This is a genomic window from Stutzerimonas chloritidismutans (genome assembly GCF_051486945.1).
Classification (GTDB): Bacteria; Pseudomonadota; Gammaproteobacteria; order Pseudomonadales; family Pseudomonadaceae; genus Stutzerimonas; species Stutzerimonas chloritidismutans_B.
Map to the genome: position 1 here is coordinate 1,085,024 of NZ_JAHVDX010000001.1, position 16,100 is coordinate 1,101,123.

13 protein-coding genes are annotated in these 16,100 nt (G+C 64.6%); 6 read left to right on the forward strand and 7 right to left on the reverse strand.

The annotated features are described in order from the left end of the window. Positions 1-36 precede the first annotated feature (36 nt). The 3 genes from KXR72_RS04905 (at position 37) to pdeM (ending at position 4,541) form a co-directional block, all read left to right on the forward strand. Positions 37-609 carry a hypothetical protein gene (locus tag KXR72_RS04905; RefSeq protein WP_437419958.1) on the forward strand — a complete coding sequence of 191 codons (573 nt, stop codon included), beginning with the start codon at positions 37-39 and terminating at the stop codon, positions 607-609. Continuing rightward, positions 606-3,215: a ligase-associated DNA damage response DEXH box helicase gene (locus KXR72_RS04910; RefSeq protein WP_437419959.1), complete on the forward strand. Its 2,610-nt coding sequence runs from the start codon at positions 606-608 to the stop codon at positions 3,213-3,215. The genes KXR72_RS04905 and KXR72_RS04910 overlap by 4 nt, the downstream gene beginning before the upstream one ends. 669 nt (positions 3,216-3,884) lie before the next feature. Next, on the forward strand, positions 3,885-4,541 hold the full coding sequence (gene pdeM, locus KXR72_RS04915; RefSeq protein WP_437419960.1) for a ligase-associated DNA damage response endonuclease PdeM: 657 nt from the start codon (positions 3,885-3,887) through the stop codon (positions 4,539-4,541). Between the two features lie 3 nt (positions 4,542-4,544). Here pdeM and KXR72_RS04920 read toward each other — a convergent pair whose 3' ends face one another. Further along, the gene (locus KXR72_RS04920; RefSeq protein ID WP_437419961.1) at positions 4,545-4,778 is read right to left on the reverse strand and encodes a hypothetical protein; all 234 of its coding nucleotides are present in this window, start codon (positions 4,776-4,778) and stop codon (positions 4,545-4,547) included. A gap of 186 nt (positions 4,779-4,964) precedes the next feature. On the opposite strand from KXR72_RS04920, the gene KXR72_RS04925 reads away from it, so the two are divergent. Then, on the forward strand, positions 4,965-6,296 hold the full coding sequence (locus KXR72_RS04925; protein ID WP_437419962.1) for an erythromycin esterase family protein: 1,332 nt from the start codon (positions 4,965-4,967) through the stop codon (positions 6,294-6,296). A gap of 3 nt (positions 6,297-6,299) precedes the next feature. After that, positions 6,300-6,977, forward strand: a complete 678-nt coding sequence (locus KXR72_RS04930; RefSeq protein WP_437419963.1) for a phosphoribosyltransferase — start codon at positions 6,300-6,302, stop codon at positions 6,975-6,977. Between the two features lie 4 nt (positions 6,978-6,981). On the opposite strand, the gene KXR72_RS04935 is transcribed toward KXR72_RS04930, so the two are convergent. The 6 genes from KXR72_RS04935 to cysM all read right to left on the reverse strand — a co-directional run bounded on the left by KXR72_RS04935 (position 6,982) and on the right by cysM (position 14,058). Then, entirely contained in the window at positions 6,982-7,137 is a 156-nt protein-coding gene (locus KXR72_RS04935) for a hypothetical protein (RefSeq protein ID WP_437419964.1), read from the reverse strand. 548 nt (positions 7,138-7,685) lie between these two features. Then, a complete protein-coding gene (locus KXR72_RS04940) occupies positions 7,686-8,225 on the reverse strand; it encodes a DUF2058 domain-containing protein (protein ID WP_437419965.1) in 540 nt (179 codons plus the stop codon). A gap of 130 nt (positions 8,226-8,355) precedes the next feature. Next, positions 8,356-9,180, reverse strand: coding sequence for a nucleoside triphosphate pyrophosphohydrolase (gene mazG / locus KXR72_RS04945; RefSeq protein ID WP_437419966.1), 825 nt, complete (start codon positions 9,178-9,180; stop codon positions 8,356-8,358). Between the two features lie 247 nt (positions 9,181-9,427). Beyond that, a complete protein-coding gene (relA, locus tag KXR72_RS04950; protein ID WP_437419967.1) occupies positions 9,428-11,674 on the reverse strand; it encodes a GTP diphosphokinase in 2,247 nt (748 codons plus the stop codon). A 94-nt stretch (positions 11,675-11,768) separates the two neighbouring features. Next, positions 11,769-13,124: a 23S rRNA (uracil(1939)-C(5))-methyltransferase RlmD gene (gene rlmD / locus KXR72_RS04955; protein WP_437419968.1), complete on the reverse strand. Its 1,356-nt coding sequence runs from the start codon at positions 13,122-13,124 to the stop codon at positions 11,769-11,771. A 31-nt stretch (positions 13,125-13,155) separates the two neighbouring features. Further along, on the reverse strand, positions 13,156-14,058 hold the full coding sequence (cysM, locus tag KXR72_RS04960; RefSeq protein ID WP_437419969.1) for a cysteine synthase CysM: 903 nt from the start codon (positions 14,056-14,058) through the stop codon (positions 13,156-13,158). Between the two features lie 220 nt (positions 14,059-14,278). Here cysM and ggt point away from each other — a divergent pair, with 220 nt between their 5' ends. Then, the gene (gene ggt, locus KXR72_RS04965) at positions 14,279-16,075 is read left to right on the forward strand and encodes a gamma-glutamyltransferase (RefSeq protein WP_437419970.1); all 1,797 of its coding nucleotides are present in this window, start codon (positions 14,279-14,281) and stop codon (positions 16,073-16,075) included. Positions 16,076-16,100: the final 25 nt, after the last annotated feature.

Genomic DNA, 16,100 nt, shown 5'->3' on the forward strand with positions numbered 1-16,100 from the left:
GCTGGAAAAGCCGGACTGCCCTGTGTAGGAGCCAGCTTGCTGGCGACCCACGTCGCCGCGCAGCCCTATGATCGCGAGCAAGCTCGCTCCTACGAAAAGCAAAAGCATCCCACCACCGTAGAAGCCAGCTTGCTGGCGATCCCCATCGCCGCGCAGCCCTATGATCGCGAGCAAGCTCGCTCCTACGAAGAGCAAAAGCACACCGCCACCGTAGGAGCCAGCTTGCTGGCAATCCGTGTCGCCGCGGAGGCCCATGATCGCGAGCAAGCTCGCTCCTACAAAAAGCAAAAGCACCTCGCCACTGGAGAAGCCAGCTTGCTGGCGATCCGCATCGGCGCGGAACCTCATGATTCCGAGCAAGCTCACTCCTACGAAAAGCAAAAGCAGCCCGCCACGGTAGGAGCCAGCTTGCTGGCGATCCGTGTCGAATCGCAGGCCCATGATCGCGAGCAAGCTCGCTCCTACGATGAGCAAAAGCACCCCGCCGTTGTAGGAGCCAGCTTGCTGGCGATCCCCATCGCTGCGCACGCCCATGATCGCGAGCAAGCTCGCTTCTACGAAAAGCAGGGGCATGGCCTCGGTTCGAATCGGGGGCGGACCAAAGAATGAGCGTGCCGCCCGCCTCCCTTGCCGAACACTGGTTCGCCACCCGCGGTTGGCAGCCGTTCCCTTTTCAGCAACAGGTGTGGCAAGCGGTCCATGAAGGCGAGTCCGGCCTGCTTCATGCCACCACAGGCTCGGGCAAGACCTACGCCGTCTGGATGGGCGCGCTCAACCGCTTCGCTTCTGTGGGAGCGGGCTTGCCCGCGAAGGCGGCGCAGGACTCGGTCCCGCATTCCGACAAACCCGCTCCACTCACCGTCCTCTGGATCACGCCCATGCGCGCCCTGGCCGCCGACACGGCCCGCGCCCTCCAAGCCCCGCTGGATGATCTGCAGATCAACTGGAGCATCGGCCTGCGCACCGGCGACACCAGCAGCGCCGAGCGGGCGCGCCAGGGTCGGCGATTGCCCAGTGCGCTGGTCACCACGCCGGAAAGCCTCACTCTGCTGCTGACCCGCGCCGACGCGCGCCAGGCGTTTGCCGGCTTGCGCATGCTGGTCGTGGATGAGTGGCACGAACTGCTGGGCAACAAGCGTGGGGTGCAACTGCAACTGGCGCTGGCCCGGCTGCGTCAGTGGATGCCGGAGCTGATCGTCTGGGGGCTTTCGGCCACCTTGGGCAACCAACCGCACGCGCTTGACGTGCTGCTGCATCCGGGCACCGGCAAGCTGGTGCAAGGCAAGGTCGACAAGGATTTGCGCGTCGACACCCTGCTGCCGCCAAGCATCGAGCGCTTCCCCTGGGCCGGCCATCTGGGGCTGCGCATGCTGCCGCAGGTCGTCGAGGAGATCGATTCGGCCGCCACCACGCTGGTCTTCACCAACACCCGTTCGCAGTCCGAGATCTGGTATCAAGCGATTCTCGAGGCCCGCCCGGACTGGGCCGGACTCATCGCCCTGCACCATGGCTCGCTGGCGCGCGAGGTGCGCGACTGGGTGGAACTGGGCCTCAAGCAAGGCGCCTTGAAGGCAGTGGTCTGCACCTCGAGCCTCGACCTCGGCGTCGACTTCCTGCCGGTCGAGCGGGTGCTGCAGATCGGCTCGCCGAAGGGCGTGGCGCGCCTGATGCAGCGCGCCGGTCGCTCCGGTCACGCACCCGGACGGACATCACGGGTCACGCTGGTACCGACGCACAGTTTCGAAGTGGTGGAAGCCGCAGCAGCGCAGGTGGCCATCGCCGAACGCCGCATCGAAGCCCGCAGCGCCCCGCATCGTCCCCTCGATGTGCTGGTGCAGCACCTGGTCAGCATGGCATTGGGCGGAGGCTTCCGGCCGGACGAATTGTTCGCCGAAGTGCGCCAGGCCTGGTCGTACCGCGAACTCACCGCTGACCACTGGGAGTGGGCGCTCGCGTTCGTGCGTCATGGCGGGCATTCGTTGACGGCCTACCCGGACTATCAGCGCGTCGAGCCGGACGAGACCGGGCTGTGGAAAGTCCCCAGCCGCCGCGTCGCGCTGCGCCACCGAATGAGCATCGGCACCATCGTCAGCGACGCCAGCCTGACGGTGAAATTCTGGGCCAAGGGTGGCAGCGGCCGCTCGCTGGGCACTATCGAGGAAGGCTTCATTGCCCGCCTGCGCCCCGGCGACAACTTTCTCTTCGGCGGGCGCCTGCTGGAGCTGGTGCGGGTCGAGAACATGACTGCTTATGTCAGCCGCGCCACCGGCAAGAAGGCCGCCGTGCCGCGCTGGAATGGCGGCCGCATGCCACTGTCCAGCGAACTGGCCGATGCGGTGGTCGAGCAGCTCGGTGCCGCTTCACGCGGCCAGTTCGAGAGCGCGGAGATGCAGCTGGTCGAGCCGCTGTTACGCGTGCAGCTGGACTGGTCGACGTTGCCCACGGAAAGCACGTTGCTGGCCGAGGTGATGAAGTCGCGCGAGGGCTGGCACCTGTTCCTCTACCCCTTCGCCGGTCGACACGTGCATCTGGGGCTGGCCAGCCTGCTGGCCTGGCGCATGGGCCAGCGCCAACCGCTGACCTTTTCCATTGCCGTGAATGACTACGGCTTCGAGCTGCTCTCGGCGACCGAGGTGGACTGGCTGCACTGGCTCACACCAACGCTGTTCAGCCGGGACAACCTGCTGCACGACGTGCTCGCCAGCCTCAACGCCGGAGAGCTGGCGCGCCGGCGTTTTCGCGAGATCGCGCGCATCGCCGGGCTGGTGTTTTCCGGCTACCCCGGCGCACAGAAAAGTGCGCGGCAGCTGCAAGCCTCCAGCGGACTGTTCTTCGACGTCTTCCGCCAGTACGACCCGGCTAACCTGCTGCTGACCCAGGCCGAAGAAGAGGTGCTGCGCCAGGAGCTGGAGGTCGAGCGGCTGGAGCAGACGTTGAGCCGCTTGCAGCAGCGAGCGTTGGACGTGCACGTCGTCAAGCGCACCACGCCGCTGGCCTTTCCGCTGATGGTCGAACGCTTCCGCGAAAGCATGACCTCGGAAAAACTGGCCGACCGCATCCGCCGCATGGTCGCCGAGCTGGACAAGGCGGCCGGGCCCGGCGGCTACCAGCCCGAGGCCGATGCCAGCATTGCCGTCGAGCGCGAAACCACCCCCAAACGCAAACCGCGGCAGACCAAGGACGGCACACCCCGCCAGAAGAAAGCCGCTCGCTGACGCGCCAGCTTGATCGCAGGCAGAGCCTGCTTCTACACAAAGCTTCCTGGCCAGATCAGGAACCCCCACGCCCGCTCCATGTAGGAGCAGGTTCTACCTGCGACCGACGGTGAGGGTTGAGCGGCCAGGTCGCAGTCAGAGCCTGCTCCTACACAAAGCTTCCTGGCCAGATCAGGAACACCCGCGCCCGCTCCATGTAGGAGCAGGTCCTACCTGCGACCGAGGGTGAGGGTTGAGCGGCCAACGTCGCAGGCAGAGCCTGCTCCTACACGAGCTTCGTGGCCAGATCAGGAACCCCGCGCCCGCTCCATGTAGGAGCAGGTTCCACCTGCGACCGAGGGTGAGGGTTGAGCGGCCAGAGTCGCAGGCAGAGCCTGCTCCTACACAAAGCTTCCTGGCCGGATCAGGAACACCGCGTGCCCGCTCGATGTAGGAGCAGGTTCTACCTGCGACCGGGGGTGGTGGTTGGGCGGCCAGGTCGCAGGCAGAGCCTGCTCCTACCCAAAGCTTCCAGGCCAGATCAGGAAACCCGCGCCCGCTCCATGTAGGAGCAGGTTCTACCTGCGACCGGGCGTGGTGGTTGAACGGCCAAGTCGCAGGCAGAGCCTGCTCCTACAGGGCGTGCTGGATAGTTTGGGCGCGCCGCCGAACGCCGATACACTGGCGCGCATGTCCCCTTCCCTACCCATCGTGCTGCAACAGACCGAGCTGTGGCTTCTTGCCGACAAGGCCATCTACTGGCCTGAACGGCGGGCGCTGCTGGTCGCCGACATCCATTTCGGTAAGGCAGCGGCTTACCGTCGGCTCGGCCAACCGGTGCCGCACGGCACGACGCAAGCGAACCTGCAGCAGCTCGACGCGCTGCTGGCCCGCTATCCCAGTGACTGGCTGATCTTCCTTGGCGACTTCCTTCACGCCCCCGAATCGCAGGTGCCGTCCACACTCGCGCCGCTGCACGACTGGCGTCGCACCCATCCGGAGCTGAGGATTACCCTCGTGCGCGGCAACCATGACCGCCGCGCAGGCGATCCGCCGGCCAGCCTGGGCCTGGACGTCGTCCCGGAGCCATTGCTGCTCGGGCCGTTCGCCTTGCAACACGAGCCCCACCCGCACCCCACCCACCACGTCCTGGCCGGGCATCTGCACCCGGCCTTCTGCCTGCGCGGCCGCGGCCGGCAGCGGCTACGCCTGCCGTGCTTCAGCATTGGTGAACACGTCAGCATTCTGCCTGCCTTTGGCAGTTTCACCGGAATGATGGAGTTGGACGCCGACCCGGGCCGGCGTCTCTATGTGGTTGGGGACGAGTGCGTGTGGCGGGTGGCCTGACGGTCAGGCCTGGCTGATACCGGTCACAGTGATACCGAACCGTTCGGCGAGCCGGGTGGCGGGTGTTTCCTCGACGTCCGGATCGTGCTCGTAGGCGTCTTCCTCATCGCCATAGTCCTGCTCGGCCTTGCGTGTCACCAATTCGACGGCCTCTTCGATGTCCGGCTTATGGTCGGACTCGGTCCTGAGGATGGATGTGTTGCCGTCTTTGCTGTAAGCAATGATCCAGGTCGTCATGAATATCCCCTCTGAACAATAGCGCCCTCGGCAGCAATGGCTGGCCGAAACGGCGTTGCCTGTGTTTAGAGGCTAGCTGCAGATATCTAGTTCTGCCGCTCCGCTGGCCGGTAGACGAGCCGCCGAGTGGTCTGAACAGCCCCGTTCGGCGTCGGTCATCGGTAGAAAGCCCAAGGAGATGACGCCATGCCGCTCACCCGCACGCGCGCGCCGCAACAGGCTGATGAGCAGTTGATCACCCTGCTACAGCAGAAGGCTGAACCGTTGCCGTCGATAGACGCCCCCTCGTTCGCCGAGGCCTTCGACCGTTTCGCCGATGCCCGCGTGGTGCTGATCGGCGAGGCCAGCCACGGCACTTCGGAGTTTTACCGAGCCCGCGCGGCCATTACGCGCCGGCTGATCGAACAGCACGGTTTCACCATCGTTGCCGCCGAGGCTGACTGGCCGGACGCCGCGATGATCGACCGCGATGTGCGCCACCAGGCGCCGGCAGAATGGCTCGAGCAGGGCTTCCGCCGCTTTCCGACCTGGATGTGGCGCAACCGCGACGTCGCAGATTTCACCGCCTGGCTGCGTGAGCACAACGCGGCGCAAGCGCCCGAGCAGCGCGTCGAATTCCGCGGGCTGGACGTTTACAGCCTAGGCAGCTCGATCCGGGAAGTGTTGACCTATCTCGACAAAGTCGACCCATCGGCTGCACAGGCTGCCCGCCAGCGCTATGGCTGCCTGAGCCCCTGGCATGACGAGCCGGCCGCCTATGGCCACCAGGTGATGCGCGGCGAGCCGTCCTGCGAGGATGCAGTGGTGGAGCAGCTGCGTGCTCTGCTTGGTCAACGACTGGACTATCTGCAAAAGGACGGAGGCCAATTCTTCAATGCTGAGCAGAATGCGCGGGTGGTGCTAGCGGCCGAACAGTATTACCGCGCGATGTACCGCGGCTCGACCGAATCCTGGAACCTGCGCGACCGGCACATGTTCGACACACTTCGCGCACTGCTCGCGCGTCGAGGTGACGCCGCCAAGGCGGTGGTCTGGGCCCACAACTCGCATATCGGTAACGCAGCAGCGACCTCCATGGGCTGGCGTGGCGAATTCAACATTGGCGAGTTGTGTCGCACCGCCTATGGGCGCGACGCCGTACTCATCGGCATGAGCACCGACCGCGGCGAGGTGGCTGCCGCGGACAACTGGGACGAGCCCATGCAGATCAAGCAGGTCCGCCCGTCCCTCGAGGGCAGCTGGGAGCAGCTATTTCTGCGGGCGGGAGTCGCCGCGTCCCTGACCAACTGGCGCGACGACCCCGTGCTGCGCGAAGCGCTGGCACAACCCCGCCTGGAGCGGGCGATCGGCGTGATCTACCGTCCGGCCACTGAACGCCAGAGCCATTATTTCCAAGCCATACTTGCCGAACAGTTCGACGCCCTGCTCTGGCTCGAACAGACCACCGCGGTCAAACCGATCGGCCCACAGCAGATCGATGATCAGAGCGTTCCGGATACCTACCCATTCGGAGAGTGAGCCATGCGCGCCTTAATGCCCGAGTCCCACCTGTTTCGCGACCGCAGCCATGCTGGCCTGGAATTAGCCGAAGCTCTGCAGCACTTGGCAGAAGCACAACCCTTGGTGCTTGCCCTGCCGCGCGGCGGGGTTCCGGTTGCCTTCGAGGTGGCGCAACGCCTCAACGCAGCGCTCGATCTGGTACTGGTGCGAAAGATCGGAGCGCCTGGCAACGAGGAGCTGGCGCTGGGCGCGGTTATCGATGGTGCCGAGCCAAAGTGGGTAGTCAATCAGGAACTGTTCAACCAGATCGCACCGCCGCCGAACTGGTTCGACGAAGAAATGCAGCGGCAACTCAGCGAACTGGAACGCCGACGCCATCGCTACTGCGGCGAGCGGCCGGCACCTGTGATAACCAATCGCTGCGTCATCGTGATCGACGATGGCATTGCCACGGGTGCTACCGTGCGGGCGGCGCTAAAAGGGCTCAAGCAATCGAAACCAAGCCACGTGGTGCTGGCTGTGCCGGTCGGTCCGCGGGACGTAATCGAGATGCTGAGGGAGGAAGTCGACGAGTTGATATGCCTGGCGATGCCCGAGCCGTTCATCGGGGTCGGTTGCCACTACGGCAATTTCGAACAGACCCCTGACGAGCAGGTGGTCGACCTGCTCGCGCGGGCGTCTCAGGTATCGCCTGCCTAGCAGATCACGCGACGGGCGCTGGCGGTGGCTGGTCGGGAATGGTCGGCTCGCCTGGCTCGCTGGGCAGATCTGGGACACCTGGTTCTTCCGGGTCACCCGGTACGCCATTGGCCTGCAAGCTGTACGTGTCGAGTTCGTCCACGTAAGGATGGGTTTCCATGTCGCTGTCCTCCTGCTGGTTCCACAAGCCCGGATGGGCTATAGCAGTAGAGGTCCGGCAAGCGCCATAAATCCGTCCATCTGTCGGGCGTGGAAGCGGGTCGCCATACTGCAACTCCGGATCGCGAGCAAGCTCGCTCCTACAAAATCAACCGCACTATGCCGCTGGGCTGCTGGATGCGGCATCAACGGGTCGGCACAAGCACGAAGCACACCCGCCTCCATCTGTAGGAGCCAGCTTGCTGGCGATCCATGGCGACGCCGAACCTGCTGATCACGAGCAAGCTCGCTCCTACACAAGTGGCTGGCCAACGCTGTTGGTTTGGGGGACGCGTCACGATTGACCAAAACAGCGCGAAGCACAGCCGTCCCCCATCCGTAGGAGCCAGCTTGCTGGCGATCCATAGCGACGCGAAGCACTCTCATCCCCTGTCTGTAGGAGCGAGCTTGCTCGCGAACCGGCGCGCGTTTGCGATCAGCCCAGCCCATACAACAGCAACACCACTAAGGTTGCTGAGCGTGCAGACGCGCCCTCAATTCAGCGGACGCTTACCACATCAGGTCATCAGGAATCTGGTAAGCGGCGTACGGATCGTCGGCGTCCGGTGCTTCGGTCTGGGTATTGAGCTGAACGATGCGGCGTGGGTCGCGTTCCTGGATCTTCAACGCGGCTTCACGCGGAATCACTTCGTAGCCACCGCCGTGACGCACGATCGCCAGTGATCCACTGGACAGCTTATCGCGCATCAGCTTGTTGACCGACAGGCGCTTGACCTTCTTGTCGTCGACAAAGTTGTAGTAATCCTCGGTGGTCAGCTTGGGCAGGCGGCTGCCTTCGATCAGCTGCTTGACCTGCGCTGCACGTGCCTTCTGCTCGGCTTTTTCCTGCTGCTGGCGGTTCAATTCCTGGTCGCGGGCCTGCTTTTCGGCATGCGCCTTCAGCGCCGCTTCGCGCTGAGAGTCGTCCTTCTGGGCTTGCCCCTTTTTTACAAGGCGCTGCTGTTTCTGCTGCTGCTTGCCGGCCTGCTTGGCCTGCTTCTCATTGACCAGCCCGGCTTTGAGTAGCTGGTCGCGAAGGGAAAGACTCATGTGTCGGCTCGTACTATCGGGATTGAAAAGACGGGATGGAGCTTAACGGCTGGCGCCCGATGCCGGAAGACGAAAGCGTGCTACCCGACTCAACGACGCGTGAATAGGGTGCCACCGGCTTCGCTGGCGTTTAGCCCTTCGCTTCCAGCTGTTTTTTTGCTTCATCCCACAGCGCGTCGAGCGCTGCGAGGTCGCATCGTTCGATGGGCTGGCCCCGTTCGCGCAATGTCGTTTCGATAAAGCGAAAGCGCCGTTCGAATTTGCGGTTGGCTGCCCGCAAGGCATCCTCGGGATCGACCTTGAGGTGGCGGGCCAGATTCACCGTGACGAACAGCAAATCACCCAACTCCTCGGCGATGGCCTGTGGATCGTCCGCGCTCATGGCTTCGAGCACCTCGCCCAGCTCCTCGCGCACCTTGTCCACCACCGGCAGCGCTTCTGGCCAATCGAACCCCACCTGGGCCGCACGCTTCTGCAACTTGGCCGCGCGGCTCAACGCCGGCAGGGCATGAGGCACGTCGTCGAGCAGCGACAACTGCTCGGGTGCATCGGCCTTCTCAGCGCGCTCCTCCGCTTTGATGGCTTCCCAGCGCTGCTTGATCTGGACATCGTCCAGGCGCGGCAGCTCGGGCGAACCATACAGATCACCGTCGGGAAATACATGCGGATGGCGGCGGATCAGTTTGCGGGTAATGGCATCGACTACCGTATCGAAGCCGAACCGTCCCTCCTCTTTCGCCAGTTGGCTGTAGTAGACGACCTGGAACAGAAGGTCGCCCAGCTCGCCGGGCAGATGGTCGAAATCGCTACGTTCGATGGCATCGGCCACTTCATAGGCTTCTTCCAAGGTATGCGGGACGATGCTGGCGTAGTCCTGCTTCAGATCCCATGGGCAGCCGTGCTGCGGATCACGTAGCCGGGCCATGAGGTGCAGCAGGTCAGGGAGGTGGTACATGCAAAATCCTCTTGAAGCATGGGGCGTATTGCGCTCGGGCGAGTTGCGGTGCAGGCGAGCGCGACATCCCTTCGAAGAAGCGAACCGTCGCGTGCCGAGGCCAGACAAGGCCACCGCCTGCTGAACGACCGGATTTGGCTGTTGCCATCCGGACTCTCTCCACTCGTGCATCTGGCCACGCGCGTCGCGAGCAAAGAGCGGGTTAGGCTTCAACAACCCCAGATCGAGTGCAGCAGCTCGGAGCAGGTCAGGTGGTGCGTTGACGCTTCGCCTCGATGATGTTCGGCAGCTGCGATATCCGCCCCAACAGGCGCCCCAGCGCGCCCAACCCGGGAATCTCGATGGTCAGCGACATCAGCGCAGTGCTGTCTTCCTTGTTGGAGCGGGTGTTGACGGCCAGCACATTGATCCGCTCGTTGAGCAAGATCTGCGAGACGTCGCGCAGCAGGCCGGAGCGGTCATACGCCTTGATGATGATGTCGACCGGGTATGTCTTCTCGGGGATCGGCCCCCAGCTGACCTGGATGATCCGCTCCGGCTCACGCCCAGCCAGCTGCAGCACGGACGCGCAGTCCTGGCGATGGATGCTGACCCCGCGCCCGAGGGTTATATAGCCGACGATCGGGTCGCCCGGCAGCGGCTGGCAGCAGCCCGCCATCTGAGTGAGCAGGTTGCCGACGCCCTGAATCTGCACATCGCCACGCTTGCCGGGCTTGGTGCTGGTCGGGCGCTTGGGAATCAGTTCGAGCTGGTCGGTGCCGCCATCCTCGGGCTCGACGAGCTGCTGCGCATGGTTCACCAACTGAGACAGGCGCAGGTCGCCAGCCCCGAGCGCGGCGAACATGTCTTCGGCGGTCCTGAGATTGGCCTTTTCAGCGAGCTTGTCGAAGTCCACCGGCGGCAGATCGAGGCGCCCCAGCTCGCGCTCCAGCAGCGCCTTGCCGGCCGCGACGTTCTGGTCGCGTGCCTGCAGCTTGAACCAGTGAACGATCTTGGCGCGCGAGCGCGAGGTGGTGATGTAGCCGAGGTTAGGGTTCAGCCAGTCGCGACTGGGCGAGCCGTGCTTGCTGGTGATGATCTCGACCTGCTCGCCGGTCTGCAGGCTGTAGTTGAGCGGCACGATGCGGCCGTTGACCTTGGCACCCCGGCAGTTGTGGCCAATTTCGGTGTGCACCCGATAGGCAAAGTCCAGCGGCGTGGCGCCCTTGGGCAGGTCGATGGCGTGGCCGTCGGGGGTAAACACGTAGACACGGTCCGGCTCGATATCCACGCGCAGCTGGTCGGCCAGCCCGCCGATGTCACCCAGCTCTTCATGCCACTCGAGCACCTGCCGCAGCCAGGCGATCTTTTCCTCGTAGTGGTTGGAGCTGGAGTTGACGTCCGTGCCCTTGTAGCGCCAGTGGGCGCACACGCCCAGCTCGGCTTCCTCGTGCATGGCCTGGGTGCGGATCTGCACCTCGAGCACCTTGCCCTCCGGGCCGAGAACCGCGGTGTGCAGCGAGCGATAGCCGTTTTCCTTGGGGTTGGCGATGTAGTCGTCGAACTCGCGCGGAATGTGCCGCCACAAGGTATGCACGATGCCGAGCGCGGTGTAGCAGTCGCGGATCTCAGGGACGAGCACCCGCACGGCGCGAACGTCGTAGATCTGGCTGAACTGCAAGCCCTTCTTCTGCATCTTCCGCCAGATGGAATAGATGTGTTTTGCGCGACCGTCGATCTCGGGATGGATGCCGGCGGCGTTCAGCTCGTCCTTCAGTTGCTGCACGACGCTTTGGATGTATTGCTCGCGATCCAACCGTCGCTCATGCAGCAACTGGGCGATCTGCTTGTACTGTTCTGGTTCCAGGTAGCGGAAGGAGAGGTCTTCCAGCTCCCACTTGATATGGCCGATGCCCAGGCGATGGGCCAGCGGCGCGTAGATATCGAACACTTCGCGGGCAACGCGATGACGCTTGTCGTCGTCTGCATGCTTCACCGCGCGGATGGCGCAAGTACGTTCGGCCAGCTTGATCAAGGCAACGCGCACGTCGTCGACCATCGCCACCAGCATCTTGCGAAGGTTCTCGACCTGCGTCTGGGTGCCGAGCACCAGCGATTCGCGCGGGTTGAGACTGGCGCTGATGGCAGCCATGCGCAGCACGCCTTCGATCAGTTTGGCCACCACCGGACCGAATGTCTGCTGCACATCGGCGAGCTGAATCTTGCCCTCTCGCACGCCGCGGTACATCACGGCAGCGACGAGGCTGTCCTGATCGAGCTTGAGGTCGGCGAGAATCTCGGCAATCTCCAGCCCTGTCTGGTAGCTAGACGTGCCCTCGCTCCACAGGTTTTGCGCGGCGTTGGCTTGCTGCTCGGCCGCACGCGCAAATTCGCACGCCTGCTTGAGCGCGTCGCGGTTGAGTGCCGGGTCCATCCCCAGCACATGATCGAGCCAGCCTTCGAGATTGATACTGCCGTCGGTGTTGATTGGCTGAAGCGCTCTGACCTGGACCATCTTTCTGCCTTCCCTTTACGCATCGCTGCGTCGAATACGCCGACTTTCTGGGGTCGGTCGATAAAACCTCAGGCATATGCCTGCAATCGCTGCGCTAGGCAGGCCGCCGAAACAGCGCCATGGCCTCGACATGCGCGGTCTGCGGGAACATGTCCAGCACGCCTGCCCGCTCCAACCGATACCCCTGACGAACCAGCTCGGCCGTATCACGCGCGAGGGTCGCAGGGTTACACGAAACATAGACCACACGCTCTGCGCCAATGGTCTCGATTTGCCTGACGACCTCCAAGGCGCCATCACGTGGCGGATCGAGCAGCACGGCTGAGAAGCCGCCCGATGCCCACGGGGCCTCGGCCAGCGGCTTCGACAGGTCCGCCTGATGAAAGTGCGCATTATCCAGACCGTTGCGCTGGGCATTGGTGCGCGCTCGATCGACCATTTCTGCCACGCCCTCCACGCCGGTGACCTCCGCGCCGGACCGGGCCAGCGGCAACGCAAAGTTGCCCAGGCCGCAAAACAGATCCAGCACCCGCTCACCCGGCGCCGGTTTCAGCCAATCCAGCGCCTGGGCGATCATCGCCTCGTTCACCGGCGCGTTGACCTGCACGAAGTCGCCCGGTCGCCATGCCAGTTCCAATGCCCACGCCGGCAAGCGATACCCCAGCGTCGCGCCCACCTCGGCTGGCTGCGGCTCGCCGTCACCCTGCAACCAGAGCTGCACGCCCTGCGCATCGGCGAACGCCTTCAACTGCTGTACATCGTCATCCACCAGCGGCGCGGTGTGCCACACCAGCACGGCTTCGGCCGTTCCGCTGAAGAGTTCGACATGCCCGATGGCCTGCGGCCGAGCGAGCCCATGCAAGACGGCCAGCAATGCCGGCAACAGCGTCTGCAAGGGCTGTACCAGCACTGGGCACTCCTGGATCGAGACGATGTCCTGGCTCGCGCTGGCGCGAAAGCCAACGTTCAGCCGACGCGCCTGTGGGTCCCAGCGCACCGCCAGCCGTGCGCGGCGGCGGTAGCCGAAGTCCGGCCCGCTCAGCGGGTCGGCCCACTGCAGCGGCTCGACTCCAGCGAGCCGCGACAATTGCTCGGCGAGGCTGCGCTGTTTCAGTGCCAGCTGTTCGGCGCCCGGCAGGTGCTGCAGGTTGCAGCCGCCACAGACGCGAGCATGGATGCACGGCTCCTCGCGACGCACCGAACTGGCGGTAAGCACCCGTTCGGTGCGCGCCTCTACGATCTGGCTGCGCGCGCCAAGCACACGCGCCTCGATGCTTTCGCCCGGCAGCGCGCCCTCGACGAACCAGGTGCGCCCCTCGACAAAGGCAATGCCGCGGCCATCATTGGCCAGGCGCTGTACTTCTACGCGCTGCTTCTTGCCGGTCGGAATCTGCGCCTTGCGTTCGCCGCCGCTGGGCTGGAAGCGCAATCCGCTGCTGCGTCTGGCCATTTAACGTACACCCTGCCGGCGGACGCGTATTTCAGCGCGGCTGATCATAGACACCTGTGGACAGGTAGCGGTCGCCTCGGTCACAGATGATCGCCACGATCACCGCGTTCTCCAGTTCTTGCGACAGACGCAAGGCCGCCGCCACCGCGCCGCCGGAAGAGACGCCACAGAAGATGCCCTCCTCGCGCGCCAATCGGCGCATGACGTCCTCCGCCTTCGCCTGGCTCATGTCGACGATGCGATCGACCCGGTCGGCCTGGTAAATCTTGGGCAGGTACTCCTGCGGCCAACGGCGGATGCCGGGGATCGCCGCGCCCTCCATCGGCTGCAGCCCGATAATCTGTACATCCGGGCTCTGCTCCTTGAGATAGCGCGACACGCCCATGATGGTGCCGGTGGTGCCCATGGAGCTGACGAAATGGGTAATGCTGCCGCCCGTTTGCCGCCAGATTTCCGGGCCGGTGCTGGTGTAGTGCGCTTCTGGATTGTCGCCGTTGGCAAACTGGTCGAGCACCTTGCCACGCCCCTCAGCCTGCATGCGCAACGCCAGGTCACGCGCGCCCTCCATGCCCTCCTCTTTGCTGACCAGGATCAGCTCAGCGCCGTAGGCGGTCATTGCGGCCTTGCGTTCGGCGCTGGAGTTGTCCGGCATGATCAGGATGAAGCGATAACCCTTGATCGCAGCGGCCATCGCCAGGGCGATACCGGTGTTGCCGGAAGTGGCCTCGATCAGCGTATCGCCAGGCTTGATGTCGCCCCGAGCCTCAGCGCGCGCAATCATCGACAAGGCCGGGCGATCCTTCACGGACCCGGCGGGGTTGTTGCCTTCGAGTTTAAGCAGGATGGTGTTGCTGGTTTCGCCAGGCAGGCGCTGCAAACGAACCAGTGGGGTATTGCCGACGCAATCGGCGATGGTCGGGTACTGAATGGTCATGACTTCGATGTACCGCACGGCATGAGAAAGGCGCACATGATACCGGCAACCCGAGGCGTCGGGCAGACCGCTGCTCCGTTGCCGCACCGCATGAATGCCGCGAGCGGGCTGGCATTGCCCCGGTTATCTGTATCGCCTCGTTTCGATCTGCCTTGGCAGAACCTGCTTCGTCGTCTAGGTCTATAGAACCGACATCCCGCTCTATGACAAGGAACACCGCATGCTCAACGGACGTGCCTTACTGGTCCCCGCCGCCCTTCTCGCGGCGCTCGCCGCTTGCACCCACAACGATCGAACCGACGACACCACGCCCCCCTCGCCCGAGGCAGGCAGCGGCTACACACCCAAGCCCGGTTGGCAGGCCGACCGCTTCGCCGTGGCAGCGGCCAACCCGCTGGCGACCCAAGCCGGCTACGACGTTCTCAAGGCCGGTGGCAGCGCGCTGGACGCTGCCATCGCGGTGCAGATGGTGCTGACCCTGGTCGAGCCGCAGTCGAGCGGCATCGGCGGCGGCGCCTTCCTGCTGCACTGGGACGGCCAGGAGATCGTCGCGCTCGATGGTCGCGAAACCGCGCCTGCCGCGGTCGACGAGACGCTGTTTCTCGAACCCGACGGCACGCCGATGGCGTTCCAGAAAGCGGTGGTCGGCGGCCGCTCCGTTGGCGTGCCGGGCACCCTCAAGATGCTCGAAAAGGCACACAGCCAGTACGGCAAGTTGCCGTGGCGCGATCTATTGCAACCGGCGATCCGCATGGCACAAGACGGTTTCGAGGTGAGCCCGCGGCTGCATGCACTGCTGCAGAGCGACCCATCGCTGCGCGACAACCCGCCCGCTGCTGCTTTCTATTACCAACCGGACGGTACGCCCTGGCCCGTGGGCCATCGCCTGCGTAATCCTGCGCTGGCGGAGCTGCTTCAGGCCATCGCCGAGGACGGCAGCAGCGCTTTTTACGAAGGCAAGAACGCCTATGCGCTGGTCAAGCAGGTCAACGACCATCCGACCAACCCGGGGCAGATCGCCTTGAGCGATTTGAACGTCTACGAGCCCCGCCAGCGCGACCCGATCTGCACGCTCTGGCAGTCGCAATACCAGGTATGTGGATTCCCGCCGCCATCGTCCGGGCACATCACCCAGATGCAGATCCTTGGCATCCTCGAACACCTCGGCCCGCTGCCGCCGCTGGACCAGGGCGTGCCCTCCGTCGATTTCCTGCACCGCTACAGCGAAGCCTCGCGCCTGGCCTATGCCGACCGTGCGAAATACCTGGCTGACCCGGATTTCGTGCCGGTTCCGGGGCGCACGTGGAACAGCATGCTGGCCCCTGACTACCTTCGCCAACGCGCTGAGCTGATCGGCCCACGCAGCATGGGCACCGCGCAGCCCGGCGAGCCGGGTCCGATTCCGGTCGCCTTGGCGTCTCAGCCTGAACAGCCTGAGTATGGAACCAGCCACATCAGCATCGTCGATGCCGACGGCAACGCCCTCGCCATGACCACCACCATCGAGCAAGGCTTCGGGTCTCGCCTGCTTAACGATGGCGGCACGGGCCTACCTGGCGGCTACCTGCTGAACAACGAACTGACCGACTTCGCCTTCGAGCCACGTGACGCCGACGGCCGCCCAGTTGCCAACCGGGTCGAGCCGAATAAACGGCCACGCTCGAGCATGAGCCCGACGCTGGTGTTCGATGCCACTGGGGAGACGCTGCTGGCAAGTGTTGGCTCGCCGGGCGGCGCGGCCATCATTCATTTCACGGCCAAGACGTTGCTCGGCATGTACGGGTGGGGGCTCGATGCGCAGCGAGCCATCGACCTGCCAAACTTCGGTAGCTTCAACGGCCCCACAGTGCTCGAAGCCGGCCGCTTCCCACCCGCCACGCCGAGAGCGCTCGAGGCGCGTGGGCATGAGGTCAACGAGATGGAAATGACCAGCGGCCTTCAGGCCATCCAGCGCACCGAGGACGGCTGGTTCGGCGGCGCCGACCCGCGACGGGAAGGCGTAGTGATGGGCGAATAACCCGCCAGGGACGCTTACGCATTCG